The 18,643-nt window shown below is 40.5% G+C and carries 17 protein-coding genes, 2 riboswitches and 1 other annotated feature (1 of these 20 only partly in view); of the genes, 9 read left to right on the forward strand and 8 right to left on the reverse strand.

The genetic code is table 11. The features are described from left to right. Nucleotides 1-129 precede the first annotated feature (129 nt). Nucleotides 130-219, forward strand: a riboswitch (TPP riboswitch). 107 nt (nt 220-326) lie between these two features. From R4146_RS00755 to R4146_RS00770, 4 genes are all read left to right on the forward strand, one after another. Then, entirely contained in the window at nt 327-884 is a 558-nt protein-coding gene (locus tag R4146_RS00755) for an ECF transporter S component (protein WP_339959560.1), read from the forward strand. Nucleotides 885-981: 97 nt separating this feature from the next. Further along, the gene (locus R4146_RS00760; RefSeq protein ID WP_339959561.1) at nt 982-2,412 is read left to right on the forward strand and encodes an ABC transporter ATP-binding protein; all 1,431 of its coding nucleotides are present in this window, start codon (nt 982-984) and stop codon (nt 2,410-2,412) included. Beyond that, nucleotides 2,409-3,059, forward strand: coding sequence for an energy-coupling factor transporter transmembrane component T family protein (locus R4146_RS00765; RefSeq protein ID WP_339959562.1), 651 nt, complete (start codon nt 2,409-2,411; stop codon nt 3,057-3,059). Before R4146_RS00760 ends, R4146_RS00765 begins: the two co-directional genes overlap by 4 nt. Nucleotides 3,060-3,129: 70 nt before the next feature. Next, the gene (locus tag R4146_RS00770) at nt 3,130-3,318 is read left to right on the forward strand and encodes an LBP_cg2779 family protein (RefSeq protein ID WP_339959563.1); all 189 of its coding nucleotides are present in this window, start codon (nt 3,130-3,132) and stop codon (nt 3,316-3,318) included. A gap of 47 nt (nt 3,319-3,365) precedes the next feature. On the opposite strand, the gene R4146_RS00775 is transcribed toward R4146_RS00770, so the two are convergent. Both R4146_RS00775 and R4146_RS00780 read right to left on the reverse strand, forming a co-directional pair. Then, on the reverse strand, nt 3,366-4,556 hold the full coding sequence (locus tag R4146_RS00775) for a hypothetical protein (protein ID WP_339959564.1): 1,191 nt from the start codon (nt 4,554-4,556) through the stop codon (nt 3,366-3,368). A 17-nt stretch (nt 4,557-4,573) separates the two neighbouring features. Further along, complete coding sequence (locus R4146_RS00780) at nt 4,574-5,548, reverse strand: asparaginase (protein ID WP_339959565.1); 975 nt, start codon at nt 5,546-5,548, stop codon at nt 4,574-4,576. Nucleotides 5,549-5,647: 99 nt separating this feature from the next. Continuing rightward, nucleotides 5,648-5,746: riboswitch (purine riboswitch) on the forward strand. A 64-nt stretch (nt 5,747-5,810) separates the two neighbouring features. On the opposite strand from R4146_RS00780, the gene R4146_RS00785 reads away from it, so the two are divergent. Then, entirely contained in the window at nt 5,811-7,109 is a 1,299-nt protein-coding gene (locus tag R4146_RS00785) for a nucleobase:cation symporter-2 family protein (RefSeq protein WP_373695323.1), read from the forward strand. Between the two features lie 58 nt (nt 7,110-7,167). Here R4146_RS00785 and R4146_RS00790 read toward each other — a convergent pair whose 3' ends face one another. Both R4146_RS00790 and R4146_RS00795 read right to left on the reverse strand, forming a co-directional pair. After that, on the reverse strand, nt 7,168-7,908 hold the full coding sequence (locus R4146_RS00790) for an amino acid ABC transporter ATP-binding protein (protein WP_339959567.1): 741 nt from the start codon (nt 7,906-7,908) through the stop codon (nt 7,168-7,170). Further along, on the reverse strand, nt 7,901-9,346 hold the full coding sequence (locus R4146_RS00795; RefSeq protein WP_339959568.1) for an ABC transporter substrate-binding protein/permease: 1,446 nt from the start codon (nt 9,344-9,346) through the stop codon (nt 7,901-7,903). Before R4146_RS00795 ends, R4146_RS00790 begins: the two co-directional genes overlap by 8 nt. 242 nt (nt 9,347-9,588) lie before the next feature. Here R4146_RS00795 and R4146_RS00800 point away from each other — a divergent pair, with 242 nt between their 5' ends. Both R4146_RS00800 and R4146_RS00805 read left to right on the forward strand, forming a co-directional pair. Further along, nucleotides 9,589-9,951: a hypothetical protein gene (locus R4146_RS00800; protein WP_339959569.1), complete on the forward strand. Its 363-nt coding sequence runs from the start codon at nt 9,589-9,591 to the stop codon at nt 9,949-9,951. Between the two features lie 55 nt (nt 9,952-10,006). Then, a complete protein-coding gene (locus tag R4146_RS00805; protein ID WP_339959570.1) occupies nt 10,007-10,348 on the forward strand; it encodes a hypothetical protein in 342 nt (113 codons plus the stop codon). A gap of 39 nt (nt 10,349-10,387) precedes the next feature. Here R4146_RS00805 and argH read toward each other — a convergent pair whose 3' ends face one another. Further along, nucleotides 10,388-11,767, reverse strand: a complete 1,380-nt coding sequence (gene argH / locus R4146_RS00810; protein ID WP_339959571.1) for an argininosuccinate lyase — start codon at nt 11,765-11,767, stop codon at nt 10,388-10,390. Further along, nucleotides 11,757-13,043: an argininosuccinate synthase gene (locus R4146_RS00815; protein WP_444939755.1), complete on the reverse strand. Its 1,287-nt coding sequence runs from the start codon at nt 13,041-13,043 to the stop codon at nt 11,757-11,759. The genes argH and R4146_RS00815 overlap by 11 nt, the downstream gene beginning before the upstream one ends. A gap of 282 nt (nt 13,044-13,325) precedes the next feature. Between R4146_RS00815 and R4146_RS00820 the strand changes: the two genes are divergently transcribed. Further along, entirely contained in the window at nt 13,326-14,024 is a 699-nt protein-coding gene (locus tag R4146_RS00820; protein WP_339959572.1) for an aquaporin, read from the forward strand. Here R4146_RS00820 and fakB read toward each other — a convergent pair. Then, complete coding sequence (gene fakB / locus R4146_RS00825; protein ID WP_339959573.1) at nt 14,021-14,866, reverse strand: DegV family protein; 846 nt, start codon at nt 14,864-14,866, stop codon at nt 14,021-14,023. The two genes, R4146_RS00820 and fakB, sit on opposite strands and share 4 nt — an antisense overlap. A gap of 158 nt (nt 14,867-15,024) precedes the next feature. Between fakB and R4146_RS00830 the strand changes: the two genes are divergently transcribed. Further along, nucleotides 15,025-17,406 (forward strand): ATP-dependent DNA helicase, encoded by a 2,382-nt coding sequence (locus tag R4146_RS00830; protein ID WP_373695342.1) that lies wholly within the window; start codon nt 15,025-15,027, stop codon nt 17,404-17,406. 34 nt (nt 17,407-17,440) lie between these two features. Here R4146_RS00830 and R4146_RS00835 read toward each other — a convergent pair whose 3' ends face one another. Next, the gene (locus R4146_RS00835; protein WP_339959576.1) at nt 17,441-18,496 is read right to left on the reverse strand and encodes a lactonase family protein; all 1,056 of its coding nucleotides are present in this window, start codon (nt 18,494-18,496) and stop codon (nt 17,441-17,443) included. A 140-nt stretch (nt 18,497-18,636) separates the two neighbouring features. After that, nucleotides 18,637-18,643, forward strand: a binding site (T-box leader) (it continues 226 nt past the right edge of the window).

An 18,643-nucleotide genomic window follows, 5' to 3' on the forward strand; every position in this document is an offset into this window, starting at 1 on the left:
TACCATTTTCACAGTCCTTAGACAATTGGTTTAAGCGAACTGTAAAGGAAGTGTTATTTAAGCATTGTGATTGTAACAAACGACCTTGCAATTTGTTTAAGACTAAGTTAAACTAGTCAAAGTTAAATAAATAGATGTTTGGGGTGCCGTTCGGCTGAGATAATACCCATTGAACCTGATTCAGTTAGCACTGGTGGAGGGAAACAATGCACTTTAGTGTGCTCAATGGCGTACATACCAAAGGGTCCTCAAAATATTTGAGGACCCTTTTTCTATTTGTTTAAAAAATTATTGATGGATCTATGTTGAAAGGAAGGTTTTTAGCAATGGCTAAAAAATGGAGTCTTAGAAATATTATTTTAATTGCGTTGATCGCAATCGTCTGTGGGGTTATTTTCTGGTTAACTAGTTTTATTTACAATGCGTTGACCCTAATTTTAACTCCCATCGGATTAGCACCGGCTGCCAATGATTTATCACTCGGTTTATGGATCGTCGCTGGACCACTAGCTGGTGCCATCTTCAAGATGCCCGGAGTTTCAATCTTCAGTGAAGTAGCTGGAGCCGTAGTTGAAATGTTCTTAGGTGATCAATGGGGCGTTATGAACGTGGTTTCTGGTTTAATCCAAGGAGCCGGTGCTGAATTAGGATTCGCCGTTACGGGCTACAAAAAATATGGTCACTTCCAACTATTCTTAGGAGCGGTCTTTACCACCGTCATTACATTTACTTGGGATTGGTTCAAAAATGGTTACAATGCTTACCACGTGGGCTTTATTATTCTATTATTCATTCTTCGGTTTATCTCCGTATGGGTCTTTAGTGATCCGATTCCAACTGCAATTAACAAATTGCTTAACCGAAGCCATGCTATTGAAGCATAATTTAGTCGCGTTTTGATTCACAAGTCGTTAAAATAACATTAAAGCACTTCGAAAGCATTGCTTTGGGGTGCTTTCTTTATTATTTGGAGGAATTTTTATGACAACCGTCAATGTTAGTCATTTCACATTTACCTATGCTAAAAGTAAGCAACCCGTCTTGGCAGACGTGAACTTAACGTTTCCCAGTGGTCAAATTAGTTTGATTGCTGGGCCATCAGGAACTGGTAAGTCGACACTATTAAAATCAATCGCTGGTCTATATCCTGAGTTTGCCAATGGTGATTATACCGGCACCATCAGCTTTGACGACCAAGCAATCAACACCATCCCCGCCACTGACATGAGTGGCATCGTATCCATGATGTTTCAAAATCCAAATCAACAATTTACCATGACCAATGTTTACGATGAAATCCAATTCGCCCTTGAAAATCGCCGAATGGATCCAGCGGCTATCCCTGCCCGCATCGATCATGCAATGGAATTCGTTAACATTACCAAACTCAAGCATCGCAGCTTAAATGACCTGTCCGGTGGTGAAAAACAAAAGGTAGCCTTAGCCATTATTATCGCAATGGATTCAAAGGTTATCTTACTTGATGAACCATTTGCTAGTTTGGACCGGCAATCACGAAGTGACTTATTGCACCAACTAACACGTTTGCGCGATGAAAAACACAAAACCATCATTTTAGTCGATCATGACTTATCTGGCTATGAAGCAGTAGTTGATCACTTCTTTTATCTCCATGCTGACCAACATCAAATCACAGAGCTATCGCATCAAGACGTTGCGCAATTACTTACGCCGTTCGATAACCATGAATTAGCTGATGTTAAATTAGCCCTCCCGACTGCTGATGAACAAAGCGTCATTGACTTGGACCACCTAACGCTAAGTCAACACGATCAAGCCCTGTTAGCAATGGATCAATTTAAAATCTACCCTAACCGGACCACGTTGATTACTGGTGAGAACGGAATTGGTAAGTCCACGTTATTTAAGGCGTTGACCCGCCTATTTAAATACGATGGTACAATTTTATACCAAGGCAAAAATATCCAAAAAATTCGTAAAAAGCCTTACTTATCACATGTTGCACTTGTTTTTCAAGATGCTGAAATGCAGTTTGTCGATATTACGGTGGCAGAAGAACTACAATTATCACTTAAGAACGCCGTTCACCCCCACTACTCAACTGACGATGTGCAAGCAATGTTAAAGGAATTAAAGATTGATGGTCGTGAACAACAAGTGGTCTACACCCTAAGTGAAGGTCAGAAAAAGAAATTACAAATCTTAGAAATGTTAATCATGGGTAACGATGTGCTCTTAATGGATGAACCATTTAAGGGGTTGGACATTGAATCATTAACGACCGTAGTCAAGTTCTTAACCCAAGCACGCCAAAAGTTCAACCAAACCATCGTCATCATTAGCCACCAGCTTAGTGGGTTAGAAACCTTATTCGATTATCACATTCAATTTAAGGACCACCGATTAACCTATCAGGAGGGACTACTATGAACCCAGCAATTAAATTATTAATGGTCATCATCATTGGCGTGGAAATTTCTTTTATTCCCAACGTACCCCTTAACCTTTGTATCATGGCGATTAGCATGTTGTACTTGATTTTAAAACGCACTAAGTTCAAGTCACTTTTATACCTAATTCTATATCCCATGATTCCAGCCGCTGGACTATTAATCTCACAAGTCATTTATGGTGTCCAGGGATCTGAAATGGGCTGGGTCTTATTCACCCGGTTGTACACCTATGTATGGCTAGGAGCAACGTTTACGCTCACCACTAACATTGCTGATTTAGCGTTTACTCTCGAACAAAACTTTAAGTTACCGTCCAAATTTGCCTACGGGGTCCTAACTGCATTTAACCTCGTGCCACGCATCATCACTGAAGTCCAAACGATTCGCCACGCCAGTTTAATGCGGGGCGTAACGCTACAACTATGGTCACCAAAGCTTTACTTTAAAGCCATTTTAGCAGCCATCAATTGGTCCACCGATTTGTCACAGGCCATGATTTCACATGGGTTTGTCGAAGATGCGCCTAGGACCCACGTAAATAAGACCTATGTTCGTTGGACGGACTATGCAACCTGCTTGTTCTGGTTAGTATTAGTCCAAATCCCACTATTTATTCACTTCTAATAGCTCTACCTTTTAATTAATGGATAGTTATAATATAATTAAGTGAGATTATTTATTCAGGAGGCGTCCCATGACAAACGGAATTAGCAAAATTTCACAAGAAATCATTGATTACCAAAAAGCTACTGCATGGCCTGATACTCAATTAGCCTTCAACTTACACTTAAGTGTTGAACGACTACACGATATCAAATCAATGGAAAAACAACCTACTAATGAAGAAACTGAATTAATTGAAAACTTCATTAACAAAAACTAAGCTTGTTGCAAATTAAAAGCCAGCCGAAATTTCGGCTGGCTTTTTTGTTATAGTTCACGTTGATTCTTTAACCCATCATCGATAAAGAAAGCTTCTAAGTAGCCAAAAGAGAGTTCACCAATGTTACTGAGATGAATTTCAACGGGTTTCTCCAACCCTTCGCGACTATCATCCACTTCTTGAAAGACTAATTGATTCGTAATGGGGGTGATCTCTAATGGATAGCCTAACATCCCATGGGTCTTGGGTTGAGCGATCCGGACCAACCGGTTCAACTTAATTGCTTGCCGTAATAGGGCTAGCAATGCGTTATCGGTCATGTCAAATTCTCGATCCGCATTTAAAACTGGTTCCACGAACGTATGCGCGGCCTTATTTTCTGCCACTAAGTGATTAATTAAGGTCAAATAATCAGACTGGGTAAATAAGCTAGCAACCATTGAAGTTCGTAATAGCACGTAGCCACCAAACTGGCCACTCATGTTGACCAGATTAAAGATAATGAATTCTGAATTATAATTGACCACATAACCAATGTAATAATAACCATTGTCAGCAGCCGACTCCACTTCAATCAATTGATGATGTTTTTTAGAGTGGTCCAAAATAGCAGGAACGCTCAAATCACCACCACTGATTTGTTGGGTCGCTAGACTAGGGCCGAATAATAATGACCGGTTCTTAGTTAACAGGGTCAATTCCTTCCCTAAAAACTCGATGGTCACAATATCGCTTAGCGCTATTGAACGGGTCTGGTGATCAGCAAAGTCCATCTTATTAACGGTCGTAATGTTCACCACTTCACTGTTCACACTGTTGATCACACATTTATAGTTACCGGCAATCCCATTCCCATCATAGGTGGTAATCATCACAACTTGACCATCCACGTACGAACGCCCTAGGATTTCCAAGCGCAAGTTAGCCAACTTATTTAATGGCATCAAATCAGTTTCAGCAATTTCATCAAATTGATATAGCTCAGCTAGATCGATTCGGCGTTTCATATGCTTTAAATCTGGGCTATCGTTAACTTCGACATCATAGACCGTGGTCAAGTCCAAATAGACCATTCCATCGGGCATCCCCCACTCATCATAAGTGCGCAAGACCAATTGTTCATCAACATCGTCTAGCTTATACACGTACCCGGTGAAAAAGATTTCATCCATACGATAAACGTTGACAATTTGATTCTTCTTGGCTGCCACTTTTAAATTATTTAAAACAATCCCCATTTAAAAACCTCGCAATTTTAAGATATTGCAGTACTCATGTACTGTGCTAGGCGAGCGCCTTTAAGGCCGTTACTAATTCCTACGATTAGCTTAATGCGGGCTTTGGGACCGTTCAAGCCCCGACAAAGGCTAACGCCCATTTGTTCTAATTCAATTCCACCGCCTTGATAATCATAGATATCTTGGGCCATTCCATTATAACAACGCGATACTAGAATTACGGGAATACCACGGTCTAAAATGCGTTGTAATGCTGGTAATGTTGCTGGTGGTAAGTTTCCGGATCCCAATCCTTCAACAATCAATCCCTTAGTGTTGCCATTGTTCAATGCATCAAATAGGGTCCCATCCATTCCGGCGAACGCCTTTAATAGGAACACTCCTGATTCAACATGGTCAATGTTGAAGGAATCACTTTTGATTAACTCTTGGAAGAAGTAAGGTTTATGCTTACTGATGATTCCTAAGGGACCAAAGGTTGGGGTCTTGAACGTCGCTAAATTAGTGGTATGCGTCTTAGTCACGTAGCGAGCCGTGTGAATTTCATCATTCATCACTACTAAGACCCCTTTACCAATCGCATCATCAGATGCTGCTACGGCCACTGAGCTCTGTAGGTTGTATAACCCATCCGAACCAATTTCATTGGATGACCGCATTGCTCCGGTCAATACCACTGGTAGCCGGTTGGGTAACGTTAAGTCCAAAAAGTAGGCCGTTTCTTCTAGAGTATCGGTCCCGTGGGTAATTACCACGCCGTCAATGCCGTCTTGTTCGGCTTTTAAGATCCGGTCCCGTAGTTGTAACATCACATCTGGAGTCACGTGTGGAGATGGTAAGTTGAACATTGGATCATTAATTAATTCGACTTCACCGTCCAAAGTCACATCATGACTTGCGATTGGGTTTTCTTGATTGGGAATTACTTCCCCATTTTCATCGGCGGACATTGAAATGGTCCCACCAGTATGAATTGCTAAAATGGTTTTCACTAAAAATCCTCCTACTCCGTTTTTCACAATAATACATACAATTATAACCTTTATAGCCCAAATGTTCATTGTTTTTTGTCAATAAAAATGCTAGAGTATTTAAGTAATATTAAACGTGCCTATATAATGCCAAAATAAGGTTGGTCAGTTTCTACCTATACCCGTAAAGTATAGACTATAAGCCACAAAATTTCTGATACCATATGAAATTTTGATCAGCATACTTGGTCATTATTCCAGGACACTTGGAAGGATGATTATTTTGCAAGAGATTCGATCCGAATCTAAATTCAAGAATGCATTGTTAGGGTTCCAACACCTATTGACCATGTATTCAGGAGACGTTATCGTGCCCCTTTTAATTGGGACCGCTTTACACTTCAGCGCTGCTGAAATGACGTATCTAATCTCCACTGATATTTTCATGTGTGGGATTGCAACATTACTGCAATTAAAGCGTACCCCGTTAACGGGGATCGGACTACCAGTCGTGTTAGGATGTGCGGTTCAATATATCGCTCCCCTAAAGGCCATTGGGGGCCAACTCGGGGTGGGTGCCATGTACGGCGCCATCATTGGGGCTGGAATCTTCATGTTCCTAATTGCGGGACTCTTTTCCAAACTACGAAAATTCTTCCCACCAGTGGTTACCGGTTCATTAATTACCGTAATTGGATTCTCATTGATTCCAGTGGCAGTTCAAGATATCGGGGGCAGTGATCCAAGCGCTGCCAGCTTTGGAAATGGGACCCACCTCTTAATCGGATTGGCTACCCTGTTCATTATCGTGTTGTTGAACGTATATGCGAAGGGATTCTTCAAGGCTATTTCCGTATTGATCGGGATGTTAGCCGGAACCGTAATTGCTGGTTCTATGGGCTTAGTATCACTTAGTTCCATTAGCCAGGCCAGTTGGTTCAGACTACCAATTCCATTTTACTTCTCGACACCACATTTTGAATGGTCATCCATCGTTACCATCAGTTTAGTCGCATTGACTACCATGGTCGAATCAACAGGAGTGTTCTTCGCCCTTGGTGATATCGTTGACCGTAAATTAACCAGTGATGATTTGAAACGTGGTTACCGTTCTGAAGGGATTGCCGCCATCTTAGGTGGAATTTTTAATACCTTCCCATACTCCACGTTCTCTGAAAACGTCGGGGTGGTTCAAATCTCTGGGATCAAGAGTAGAAAGCCGATTTATTACTCTGCCGTCTTCTTGTTACTCCTTGGATTACTACCCAAGGCTGCTGCCATTGTACTAATCATGCCTGACTACGTTTTAGGTGGTGCCATGATTGCAATGTTCGGGATGGTTGGGGTTCAAGGAATTCGGGTCTTACAAAAAGTTGATTTTGACGACAATGACAATTTGCTTATTGTTGCCGTATCAGTTGGACTAGGATTAGGAATTACTTTCTACCCACAAATTCTAAAATCACTTCCTGAATCAGTTAACATCATCTTGAACAACGGAGTGGTAATTACGAGTTTGACTGCGGTCATCTTAAACGTACTATTTAACTTCAGAAAAAAGCCAGCTAAGGCTGAACAATAATTACATCAAAAAAAGACGCGGTTCCTAATTTGGAATCGCGTCTTTTTGCATGGATTAATTAAATTACTTTAGATAAGAAGTCTTGAGCCCGTTGGGTCTTTGGATGGTCAAAGAATTCCTTTGGCGCACCCTTTTCAACAATTTGGCCATCATCCATGAACCAAATTTGATTAGCCACGTTCTTGGCAAAATCCATTTCATGGGTCACCACTAGCATCGTCATCCCTTGTTGAGCCAAGTCTTGCATAACTGAAAGGACTTCGCCGACCTTTTCAGGATCCAAGGCACTAGTTGGTTCATCAAACAACATTACTTCTGGTTGCATTGCTAATGCTCTAGCAATTGCCACCCGTTGGGCTTGACCACCAGATAAACTGCTTGGATAAACGTCAGCCTTGTTATCTAGACCAACTTGGGTGAGGAGTTGATGGGCAATCTCAGTTGCCTTTTGATCAGAAACCTTTTTCACTTTAATAGGGGCCACCTTAACGTTTTCCAATACCGTCATGTTATTGAAGAGGTTAAAGTTTTGGAATACCATCCCCATCTTAGTTCTTAATTTATCTAGTTCTTTATCCTTACACTTAGTTAGGTCCTTGCCATCAAAGTAAACGGACCCTGAAGTGGGTTTGCCTAACATGTTTATACATCTAAGGAAGGTACTCTTCCCCGCCCCAGATGGTCCAATCAATGCAATCACTTGACCAGATTGAACATTGGCGCTGATGTCTTTTAACACCAAGTTGTTTTTGAACTCTTTTTTAATGTGTTCGATTTTTAAAATATCGGTATTATTCATGTTTTAATCTCCCTTCGAACAAGCCTAGTAATCTTGAAATCCCAAATGTTAGGATGAAGTAAATTACCATTACGATAAAGATTGGTACCACTCCTTGGTAAGTATCGGCTTGCACAATTCTTAATTGGTAAATTAAGTCGGTAACCCCGATGATGGATACAATTGAACTTTCCTTGATCAAGGATACAAATTCGTTCCCTAATGCTGGCAAGATGTTCTTAATCGCTTGAGGTAGGACCACGATTTGCATGGTTTGATGGTTAGAAAAACCTAATGATCTAGCGGCTTCACTTTGCCCATCATCAATTGATTCAATCCCACTTCTGATAATTTCAGCAACGTAGGCCCCCGAGTTGATGAACACGGCGATAATCCCGGCAGTTAGTGCAGGCACATTTACGATGGTTCCTAATCCGAAGTAAACGAACATAATTTGAACCATCAATGGCGTTCCTCTAATAAATTCGATGTAAGCAACCGCAACTGAATGGAATAAAATATTTTTAGATAGCTTCATTAGGGCTAATAAGATTCCAAGTAATAATCCTAAAATCGTCCCAACGATTGAAATTAAGATTGTGTATTCAGTTCCCTTAATGAAGTAGTCCTTGTAATCATACATTTGTTGCCAAACTGAGATTTTAGCTTTCTTAGCACCAGTTCCCATTTCCTTAGAAGCGGCTGGGATGAACTTGTTTTCAAATTCATGGCTCTTGTTAGCGGCCTCAATTGTTTTATTAGCGGCGTTAACTAGTGAAGTTGCGCCCTTGTGGAATGCCACAACGTTTTGAGCCTTTGCAGTATTGAACTTCGCATCAATTTGCTTAATTCCATCCGTGTTAGCTGCATAGGCTTCCCCGGTTGCACTTTCAACCGCAACGGCTTTAACCTTGTTCGTCTTTAAAGCTAGCACTAAGTCGTTAACACTTTCCATTCCCTTTAGGGTAGCGTTCTTTACTTGTTGCTTTACTAAGTTATATTGAGTACTTCCAGTTTGAACCCCCACTGGTTGGTTAGCTAAGTCCTTGTAAGACTTAATGCTATGGTCATTTGAATTGATCAATAAACTTTGCCCACCATTATAGTAAGGAATGGTAAAGTCAACACTCTTGGCTCTTTCTGGCGTCTTGGTCAATCCAGCAATAACCATATCCACCTTACCGGTTTGTAAGGCCACTAGTAAGGAGTCAAAACTCATGGACTTGATCTTAAGTTTAACCCCCATATTTTTAGCAATTTGCTTAGCTAATTCAATATCGGCTCCTAAGATCTTAGCCTGACCATTTTCGTTCTTAGTGAATTCGTATGGCGGATAATCAGGCGCCGTCCCCATCACTAAAGTGCCCTTCTTTTTAATTGTTGATAAATAATTATCACTGCTACTTGCTTGAGCATATGTATTTTTATTCAACAATCCAGTAAAAACACTAAATGTCATTATAAAAACCATTAATAATTTTACAATCTTGTTCTTCATGAATATCAAACCTTTCTCGCTTGTTTATGCTATATATAATAACACTCGATGAAATAATATGCAATATAATTTTAAAAATAAATATATTTATGCATAAAAGCTGAATAAGTAGCCATTGTATATTCAACTTTTGTTTATGCATGTTATTTCACTTTTCATTTTTAGGCTAAATCCTGTAAAATAGATGCTAAGGAGTGACGAGTATGGGTAGATACTACCAACCAAAAGATTCTAAAGATGCAATGCGCTACATTGAAAAACTATTTAATAGTTATAAAGATGAACCACTGACCCAAGAACTATTGACCTACCACCAAAACCTAATTAAACAGATTGCTGGTAACGTCATCCCCACCGCCGAACAAGAAGGTATTGCTGAACGCGTGGCTTCTGCTAAGTCGATGGAGACGGTCATGCAACAATGGATCAGGGCCAAATTAATGGGCCAACCATTTAATGGTCGGATGCATCATTTTCGATTTGAAGCCAACAATAGTAAGCCCAAGTTTAAACGACGGAATATTAAGGTAAATGGTAATAATAATTTACGTTCTAGTCGTCATTAACCTTGCAGATTATGGCATAATCAATTAGTATTAACAATAATGAGGTGATATTGAAATGAAGAGAAAAACCGAACGCGAAGAACGTAAAAAAGCAATCATTGATATGAATAGTTTCTTACTAACATATGCAATGAACGTTCTTCCTGATGGTACCAAGGATATCGCTGGGACCGTCTACAATGCTGCTAAAAATAATTTAAATGATTTAGATGCATTATTTAACGATGGCGGAATCGGTCGGACTTTAAAATACATGGACATTGCTGAAGGTTGTGTTAGAAACCTTTACGACCTTGCTCCAGAAGACGCTGAAAAAGAAGCTCAATCCGTTGGGGTAGAAGCAGTTAGCTACTTAGGCTCCAACATCGAAGCATTTAACCATTGGTTAAGTGAATAATGCAAAAAACCATTCATCAAAGCGATGAATGGTTTTTTATTATGCTAAATCAGCTTTAGCTTGTTCAATTTGATGTTTTACTGATTCAAACCCAGTCCCACCTAGTGATGTTCTCCGTTGAACGGCGACTTCTGGTTTTAAATCGTTATACACGTCCGGTTCGATTAAATCGGAGTATTCTTGCATGGTTTCAATTGGTAAGTCCTGTAAGTTAACATGTTTCACAATGCAATCGTACACCATTTGACCAACGATCGAATGGGCCTGTCTAAATGGCATCCCCTTCGCAGCTAAATAGTCCGCTAATTCGGTCGCGTTAGAAAAATCATGGGTCGTTGCTTGGTACATCTTATCCTTGTTTACCGAAATACCCTGAAGCATGTGCATAAATATTTTAATAGATGGGATAATGGTTTTGAATCCATCGAAAACACCTTCTTTATCTTCTTGTAAATCCTTGTTATAAGCGAGTGGCAATGATTTCATAGTTGCTAATAACCCAGTTAGGTGACCGTATACCCGGCCGACCTTCCCCCGAATTAATTCAGCCATATCGGGGTTTTTCTTTTGTGGCATAATGGAACTACCAGTTGTGTAAGCATCGCTAATTTCAATGTAGTTAAATTCATAGCTAGCCCACATACTAATTTCTTCACAGAACCGAGAGAAGTGCATCATCAAAATGGAAGCATTACTCAAAAATTCTAAGGCAAAGTCCCGATCAGAAACGGCATCTAACGAGTTCGCGTAAACTTGGCTAAATCCAATTTCCTTAGCCGTCATTTCCCGATCGATGGGAAAAGTCGTCCCTGCCAATGCGGCCGCTCCTAATGGTGACATATCTGTATGGTGTAGGTTAAATTCAAACCGTTCACAGTCCCGTTTGAACATTTGGTAGTACGCCATTAGGTAATGACCATATGAGATTGGTTGAGCGTGTTGTAAGTGGGTGTACCCTGGCATGATCGTTTCAACATTTTGATCTGCCAATTCCACTAGCGTCGCCATTAATTGCTTTAATAGGTCAATTACTTGGGGCAACCGCCGTTTTACATAGAGGTGAAAATCCACCGCCACTTGGTCATTTCTGGACCGTGCCGTATGCAATTTTCCGGCTACGGGACCGATTTGATCCGTTAATAGTTTTTCAATATTCATATGAATATCTTCGTTTTCATAACTAAATTTAACGTTGCCTGCAGCAACATCCTTTTGAATTTGCTTTAAGCCGGCTTCAATTTGGTCTGCATCAGCTTGATCGATGATGTTGGTCTTAGCCAACATATGCAGATGGGCTAGAGAACAGGTAATGTCCTCATCGGCCATCAGTTGATCAAAGTAAATGGAAGCCCCAAATTGATCTACTTCTTGGCTTGTGGGGGTTTGAAACCGCCCACCCCATAGTTTTTTATTTGTCATCTGATTGCTCCTTATTCTTAGCCGTTACGTATTCAGCTTGCTTACTGCCTTGCTTATTAATGCTATCAATCAATGCATGTTGTTGGTTCTTGATCTTTACTTGGGAGTAAACCTTAGTTGGTAAGCTCCAAAGCTTGATGAATCCTTCAGATGCTAATTGGTCGAATGAATCAGCAGAAGTGTAAGTAGCTAAATCATCATCGTAAAGTGAGTTGATTGACTTTCTACCTAGCACAATGATGTTTCCCTTGAACAACTTCAACTTGATGGTTCCACTAACCATTTCTTGAGTACTATCAATGAATTGCTTTAAAGCATCCATTAATGGGGAGAACCATAGTGCATCGTAAACCATGCTACTCATCTTTTGGTCGATCATTGGCTTAAAGTGCGCTACATCTTTTTCTAACGTTAAGTCTTCTAATTCTTCGTGAGCCTTTAGTAATACGAATGCAGCTGGTGTTTCGTATACTTCTCTAGACTTGATTCCCACTAATCTGTTTTCAACGTGGTCAATTCTTCCAATTCCATGTTCACCAGCTACTTGGTTTAACGTTTGGATAATGTCCTTAAATGACATTGGCTTGCCATCTAATGCCACTGGAATACCCTTACTGAAGTCGATGTCCACGATCGCTGGTTCATCAGGTGTCTTTTCAATTGGGTTCGTAATGGCAAATGCATCTTCTGGTGCTGGGTTCCATGGGTTTTCTAATACCCCACATTCGTTGGCCCGTCCCCAAATGTTAGCATCGATTGAGTATGGTGAGTCTAAATCAATTGGAATTGGAATGTTGTGTTCTTTAGCATAGTCAATTTCTTCTTCTCTAGACCAGTGCCAATCTCTAACTGGGGTTAATACTTCTAAATCAGGATCTAGGGTATTAACTGCGGTTTCGAACCGGACTTGGTCATTTCCCTTTCCAGTACAACCATGTGCCACTGCGGTTGCGCCTTCCTTATGGGCAATTTCGACTAATTTCTTACTGATCAATGGTCTGGATAATGCAGAAACACAAGGATATGCATTTTCATACATTAAATTCCCTTTTAACGCATATGATAAATATTCATCTGCGAATTCATCTAATCCATCAATTACATAAACGTTTTTAGCCCCTACTTTAAGCGCCTTATCCTTAACTTTATGTAAGTCTTTTCCTTCACCAACGTTAATACAACAAGCGATAACGTCATAACCCTTGTTAATTAACCACGCAACTGCAACTGAAGTATCTAATCCACCGGAATAAGCTAAAACTACTTTTTGATTCATAAATATGCACCGTCTTTCGAAATATTTGATTTATTATGCATAACTTTAACACCCTTTTTGAATAAATACAACCCTTTTTTGCATTTTTATGTTTAAATATTAAATATATTGCTAGAAAATGGATATTTACGCATTTAATTAAGGGCATCTTTCATTAATGATTGCTTTATTGTTCCTATTAAATTAGCTATAATAAAGTTATTCGATTTTTAACGCCAGCAAATAAAAAAGATCGCTAAATTGCGATCTTGATCAATCATATATTTAAGGAGGCCTATTCCAATGGGTTTAATTATTGGAGAGTTCATTGGTACATATTTAATGCTAACGCTCGGGTTTGGTATCAGTGAAATAATCAACTACTTCTTATATCCGAAGTTACAAACTAGATATATTACCGGATTTTACTGGGGACTCAGTATTTACTTTGCATCCCTAGTTACCGGGCTAATTTTTGGGACATCAAATTACAATCCCATCTTTTCAGCCGTTCAAGCCATTAACGGACAAATTTCGTTTTGGATCATGTTATTAGAAATGATCGCCCAAGTGGCTGCTGCATGGCTAGCTGCGCAAACGACATGGACCGTTTGGGAACGCTGGCTTTACACACTACCAGTCAACTTGAACTTCTATGCGACCGTGCCTAGTAACGTTAACCATCACTGGCGTAACTTTCTCTGGGAAGCCGGTGGGACGGCGGTAATTGCGATTAACTCGCAGGTATTAGGATTATTTAAATTTAATTCCTTTATCAACATCACGATTTCATCATTAGTCGTTGCATGCTGTATTACCGTTGTTTGTCCCATCACCGGGGCCGCATTTAATCCGACCCGGGACTTAGTACCGAGAGCCTTTTTCTCAAAGAAGTTCAATCCCGCCCTATCTCAATGGCGGTACGCGTTGATTCCAACGTTTGGTCCAATTACTGGGGCAGCTGTGATTATCATCATTAAGAAAATCATCTTGGCGATTTAGTCAAAGACGAATTCCATTCCACAAGCGCCTAACCCAGCGTGAATTGAAACAATTGCGCTGGTGTACATAATTTTTACTTCCACATCTGGAAATACAGATTTAATGGTTTCTGAAACAAAATCAGCAAAGTCGGGATCACCAACATAACTTAGTCCCACAAACTTTAAGTTCCGGTCCTTAATGGAATCCACATATTCACGGACCCATTTCTTAAGGGTTTTATTTCCCCGTCCCTTCGCTCTTAGGGCTAGTTCTTCATCGGTTAAGTGCAGCACCACATGTAGGTTAAATAATTTAGATAATAACCCGGTAACTCGATTGATTCGGCCCCCGCGTTCAAGATTCTTCAGCGTACTTACGGCAATGTATAGTTCACTGTTGTTAATAATCGCATGGACCCGATCAGTAATTTCCGTTAATGAATAATCACCCGCTTTAGCCATTTTAGCGGCCTGTAAGACTTCATAGCCTAATAGTTGGTCGGTCGTATGCGAATTAATGACCGTGACCTTATTATCGCCAATCATGCGGGCTGCTTGTTCAGCGGAATTCACCGTTCCGCTAAGGATGTCGGTCATGTGAATTGAAATGACCTGACTACCATCCTTGGTTAGTTCTTCATAGGCTTCGATGAAGTCCCCAATCGCTGGTTGACTGGTGGTTGGAAAAGCCTTATTCGGATTATTTTCGATGTATTCAGTTAATTGTTTACCATCAATGGTAATTCCATCTTTATATACTTCATCCCCAATTAAGACGTTCAATGGGATGACCGTAATTCCATATTCATTCGCTTGTTCTTCAGTAATTAATGAGGTTGAATCCGTTACAATTTTAATCATGTTTAACGACTCCTTAGCAGTTTGTTATCACCATCTATTTTAATGGATATTGCATTAAAATGATAATGTTAAACCGTGATTTAGCTGAAAAAGACAATCCTTATCCATAATTTAATCATTACTAAACCTTTAATTTGTAACACTTAGGAGGTGCGCATATCGCAACTGTTAAAATTGGGGTCCGCGATTTAGTTCAGTTCACCCTTAGAAGTGGTGACTTAAACGCCAGCTTAAATAGCCAAAATACTAGTCAACAAGGCGCTAGGATTCACCGCCAGATTCAAAAGCACCATTCGGAAGCTAACTATGAATCCGAAAAATACCTAGATGAATTAGTGGATATTAACCACAAGCCATACTTAATTAACGGCCGGGCTGATGGAATCATTAATGCTAAGACCCCCATCATTGAAGAAATCAAAACATCAGATGCTAACTTCAAAGACCTGCCCGCTAGCATTTTAAAATTATACTGGGGGCAAGCTAAGCTTTACGCCCACTTATTGATGCATCAAGATCCACAAGTCAAGACCGTTAACCTAAAGTTAACCTACGTGCAAACGCCAGATCAAAAAGTCACGCGTCAGACACAAACCATTGACCGAGATACTGCCAAACAGTTTTTCACCCAAGTCATTGATGAATATCGCGAATGGTTAGTATTACGCGAACAACTAACCCAAAACCGGATTCAAAGTGCGCAACACCTGCAGTTTCCGTTTAAAGCCTTTCGAAACGGGCAACGTGATTTTGCAGCTGTGGTGTATAAAACAATCGTTTTAGAAAAACACCTCTTTGCAGAAGCGCCCACTGGTACCGGGAAGACCATGTCGACATTATTTCCCACTATCAAAGCCATGGGGACCGAAATGACCGACCGTTGTTTTTATTTAACCGCTAAGCAAAGCACCCGCCGGGTAGCTGAAAATGCGATTCAAATCATGGCTGACCATGGGTTGAACATTAAAAGTATTACCTTGACCGCTAAGGATCAGATTACGTTCGAACAAGCACGTGAACTAGCTCCAGATGAGAATCCATATATGATTGGTTATTATGATCGCCTAAAACCAGCTTTAAAGGATGTCTTAGCCCACGAGACCCAAATTACCCGGGCAACGGTGGAAAAGTATGCGGAACAATATAAATTAGACCCCTTTGAATTTTCTCTGGATTTAAGCGAATTCTGCGATGTTATTATTGCTGACTATAATTACCTATTCGATCCCCAAATCCATCTAGCACGTTTCTTTTCCGTGCCTGACGACCGCAATTGCTTCTTAATTGACGAAGCCCATAATCTAGTGGAGCGTTCCCGTGAAATGTACTCAGCAGAAATCTCGAATGCTGATTTAAAGACCATCATTAAACAATTAAAAACTGAACCCGTAGCCAATGAAGCGCTCATCAAACGAATGCAGTCCATCAAACGCTCGTTCGATCACTACGATCGTCTCTTAGGGAAGGAACAAGTCGAAAGTATGGTATTCGAAGAGCCGTTGACTAACATCGTTAAACACCTCAACGACGCGGCCTTAGAGATCCATCGCTGGTTACCTAAACAAGATGCTAAGTCACCAGTTACTGAAGCCGTCCTGGATTTTTATTTTCAATGTCTAGCCTACCTCAAAATTAATGATCTATATGATTCTGAAATTTATCGGACCCGCATCATTCGTAATCAATTTTCAGTCACCTTCCGGCAATTTTGCATGGATCCTAGTGAATTTATCGCTGAATCACTGAATTTAGGTGGTAGTGCCGTTTTCTTCTCGGCCACGTTATCACCAATTCAATACTACCAACGGGTGTTAGGTAACGAAGCTGATAGTTTAGCTTATCAACTACCCTCCCCATTTCCACCTGAGCATCAATTAGTCGTAACTGCCGGACAAATTCAGACTACTTACTATCAACGAACCGCTAGCATCCCTAAAATTTGTGAGCTGATAATGACGTTTACTAACAGTAAACCCGGGCACTACCTCTTTTTCTTCCCGTCGTTCAAGTACATGCAACAAGTCTACGACTTCATGATTCAACACTATCCAGCATTTAATATCTTATTGCAGACTCGGCAAATGACCAGTGAGCAGCGTGAAGCATACCTGCACCAATTTAACGACGATGACCAAGTCCCATTAATGGGCTTTGCAATTCTCGGTGGTATTTTTGCGGAGGGAATTGACCTTGCTGGGACAAAGTTAATCGGCGTGGGCATTATTAGTGTCGGCCTTCCTGGATTAAATGAAGAAACCAATCTGGTTAAGGATTACTTCAATGCTGAAAATGGTGAGGGATTTAAGTATGCGTACCAACTGCCGGGGTGGAATCATGTGGTCCAAGCCGCCGGACGTCTAATTCGCACCGCTACGGACAAGGGCATCATCTTATTAATGGACCGTCGTTTCAATCAATTTCAATATCAACAGTTATTTCCAGCCAATTGGAATTACCGAACCACCATTAATACCGCCCAACAACTTGACCAACTAGCTCAATCATTTTGGCAATCAAAAAAGGATTCATCGCAATCATAATGCGACGAATCCTTTTTCAAATTGGTTAATTTAATTAATCTAAGAATTCAGCTTCACGAGCCACACAAACGGCAGCTGGGACGGTAAAGTCCTTTTGTACTACCGTTAGCTTACCAGTGTCAGCGTTACGTTCAAATACCGTTCCATTATCGGATTCTTGGTTCACTACTACCAAGAGACTTTGATCAGCACTTAAGTTAAAGTCACGTGGGAAGTCACCTTCAACGGATGCCCGTTCAACGAACTTCAAGCTGCCCTTTGCATCTGATTCAAATACCGCAATGGTGTTGTTTCCACGGTTAGAAACGTATACGAACCGACCGTCATTGGATACCCGAATAGCAGCACAACCATTGTGTTCAGTCCAGTCTTCTGGAATCGTTGAGTGGATTTCACGAACGGTGAACTTACCAGCAGCAGCATCGTAGTCTAATACAGCAACATTACTACTTAATTCACCAACTAGGTATGCAACACCCTTGTCAGCATCAAAGCGAATGTGACGAGGACCAAAACCAGCTTCCATGTCCAAGTGGCTAACTTCACTAAGCTTACCGTTATCACTAACGTCATATAGGTAAACCCGGTCTTGCCCTAGGTCAACTACTACTAGGCGACCATCTGGAGTTAAGTCAGCAAAGTGAGGGTGGGCACCGTCTGCTTGTTCTGGACGTGGACCAACATTACCCTTGTGAACTACTTCGTCCACTTTAGCAAGAGTCCCATCAGAAGCAATCTTGTAAACGTTGATAACCCCAGTATGGTAGTTGGCAGTGTAAACTAGTTGACGACCTTCATCTACAGAAATGTAAGCAGGGTTCGTGCCCTTGTCGAAATCTGTTTCGATCGTTCCAGCTGGGCGTTCCTTACCATCAAGGACTAATACACCACCATGAACGTCATCGCCATTTACTTCCTTCGCAACGGAGTAAATAATGTTCTTCTTAGATAACGTTACGTAAGTTGGGTTCGTAGTTTCAGCTACTAATTGGAGGTTTTGAAGTTGCTTTTTATCAGTATCTAATTCGACTTCGTAAACCCCTTTACTTGCACGCTTGGTATATGTTCCGATTAAAAATTTTTCAATCATTGTCAATCGTCCTTTTCATCATTTATTTTGTTCCTATACCTATATTATTACATATTTCAAAATAAAAACGAAATCAAACACCGCTTAAAATTTAATTTGACAAATTAATAGATTATAATATAATTAGCATTAAATAATAAAATTAAG

Source organism: Nicoliella lavandulae (assembly GCF_037546185.1).
Lineage (GTDB): Bacteria > Bacillota > Bacilli > Lactobacillales > Lactobacillaceae > Nicoliella > Nicoliella lavandulae.

Coding starts and splice junctions, on each gene's coding strand:
- R4146_RS00770 (WP_339959563.1), top strand. CDS start 3,130: ATGACAAACGGAATTAGCAAAATTTCACAAGAAATCATTGATTACCAA.
- R4146_RS00800 (WP_339959569.1), top strand. CDS start 9,589: ATGGGTAGATACTACCAACCAAAAGATTCTAAAGATGCAATGCGCTAC.
- fakB (WP_339959573.1), bottom strand. CDS start 14,866: ATGATTAAAATTGTAACGGATTCAACCTCATTAATTACTGAAGAACAA.
- R4146_RS00835 (WP_339959576.1), bottom strand. CDS start 18,496: ATGATTGAAAAATTTTTAATCGGAACATATACCAAGCGTGCAAGTAAA.
- R4146_RS00820 (WP_339959572.1), top strand. CDS start 13,326: ATGGGTTTAATTATTGGAGAGTTCATTGGTACATATTTAATGCTAACG.
- R4146_RS00765 (WP_339959562.1), top strand. CDS start 2,409: ATGAACCCAGCAATTAAATTATTAATGGTCATCATCATTGGCGTGGAA.
- R4146_RS00805 (WP_339959570.1), top strand. CDS start 10,007: ATGAAGAGAAAAACCGAACGCGAAGAACGTAAAAAAGCAATCATTGAT.
- R4146_RS00790 (WP_339959567.1), bottom strand. CDS start 7,908: ATGAATAATACCGATATTTTAAAAATCGAACACATTAAAAAAGAGTTC.
- R4146_RS00760 (WP_339959561.1), top strand. CDS start 982: ATGACAACCGTCAATGTTAGTCATTTCACATTTACCTATGCTAAAAGT.
- argH (WP_339959571.1), bottom strand. CDS start 11,767: ATGACAAATAAAAAACTATGGGGTGGGCGGTTTCAAACCCCCACAAGC.
- R4146_RS00815 (WP_444939755.1), bottom strand. CDS start 13,043: ATGAATCAAAAAGTAGTTTTAGCTTATTCCGGTGGATTAGATACTTCA.
- R4146_RS00755 (WP_339959560.1), top strand. CDS start 327: ATGGCTAAAAAATGGAGTCTTAGAAATATTATTTTAATTGCGTTGATC.
- R4146_RS00775 (WP_339959564.1), bottom strand. CDS start 4,556: ATGGGGATTGTTTTAAATAATTTAAAAGTGGCAGCCAAGAAGAATCAA.
- R4146_RS00795 (WP_339959568.1), bottom strand. CDS start 9,346: ATGACATTTAGTGTTTTTACTGGATTGTTGAATAAAAATACATATGCT.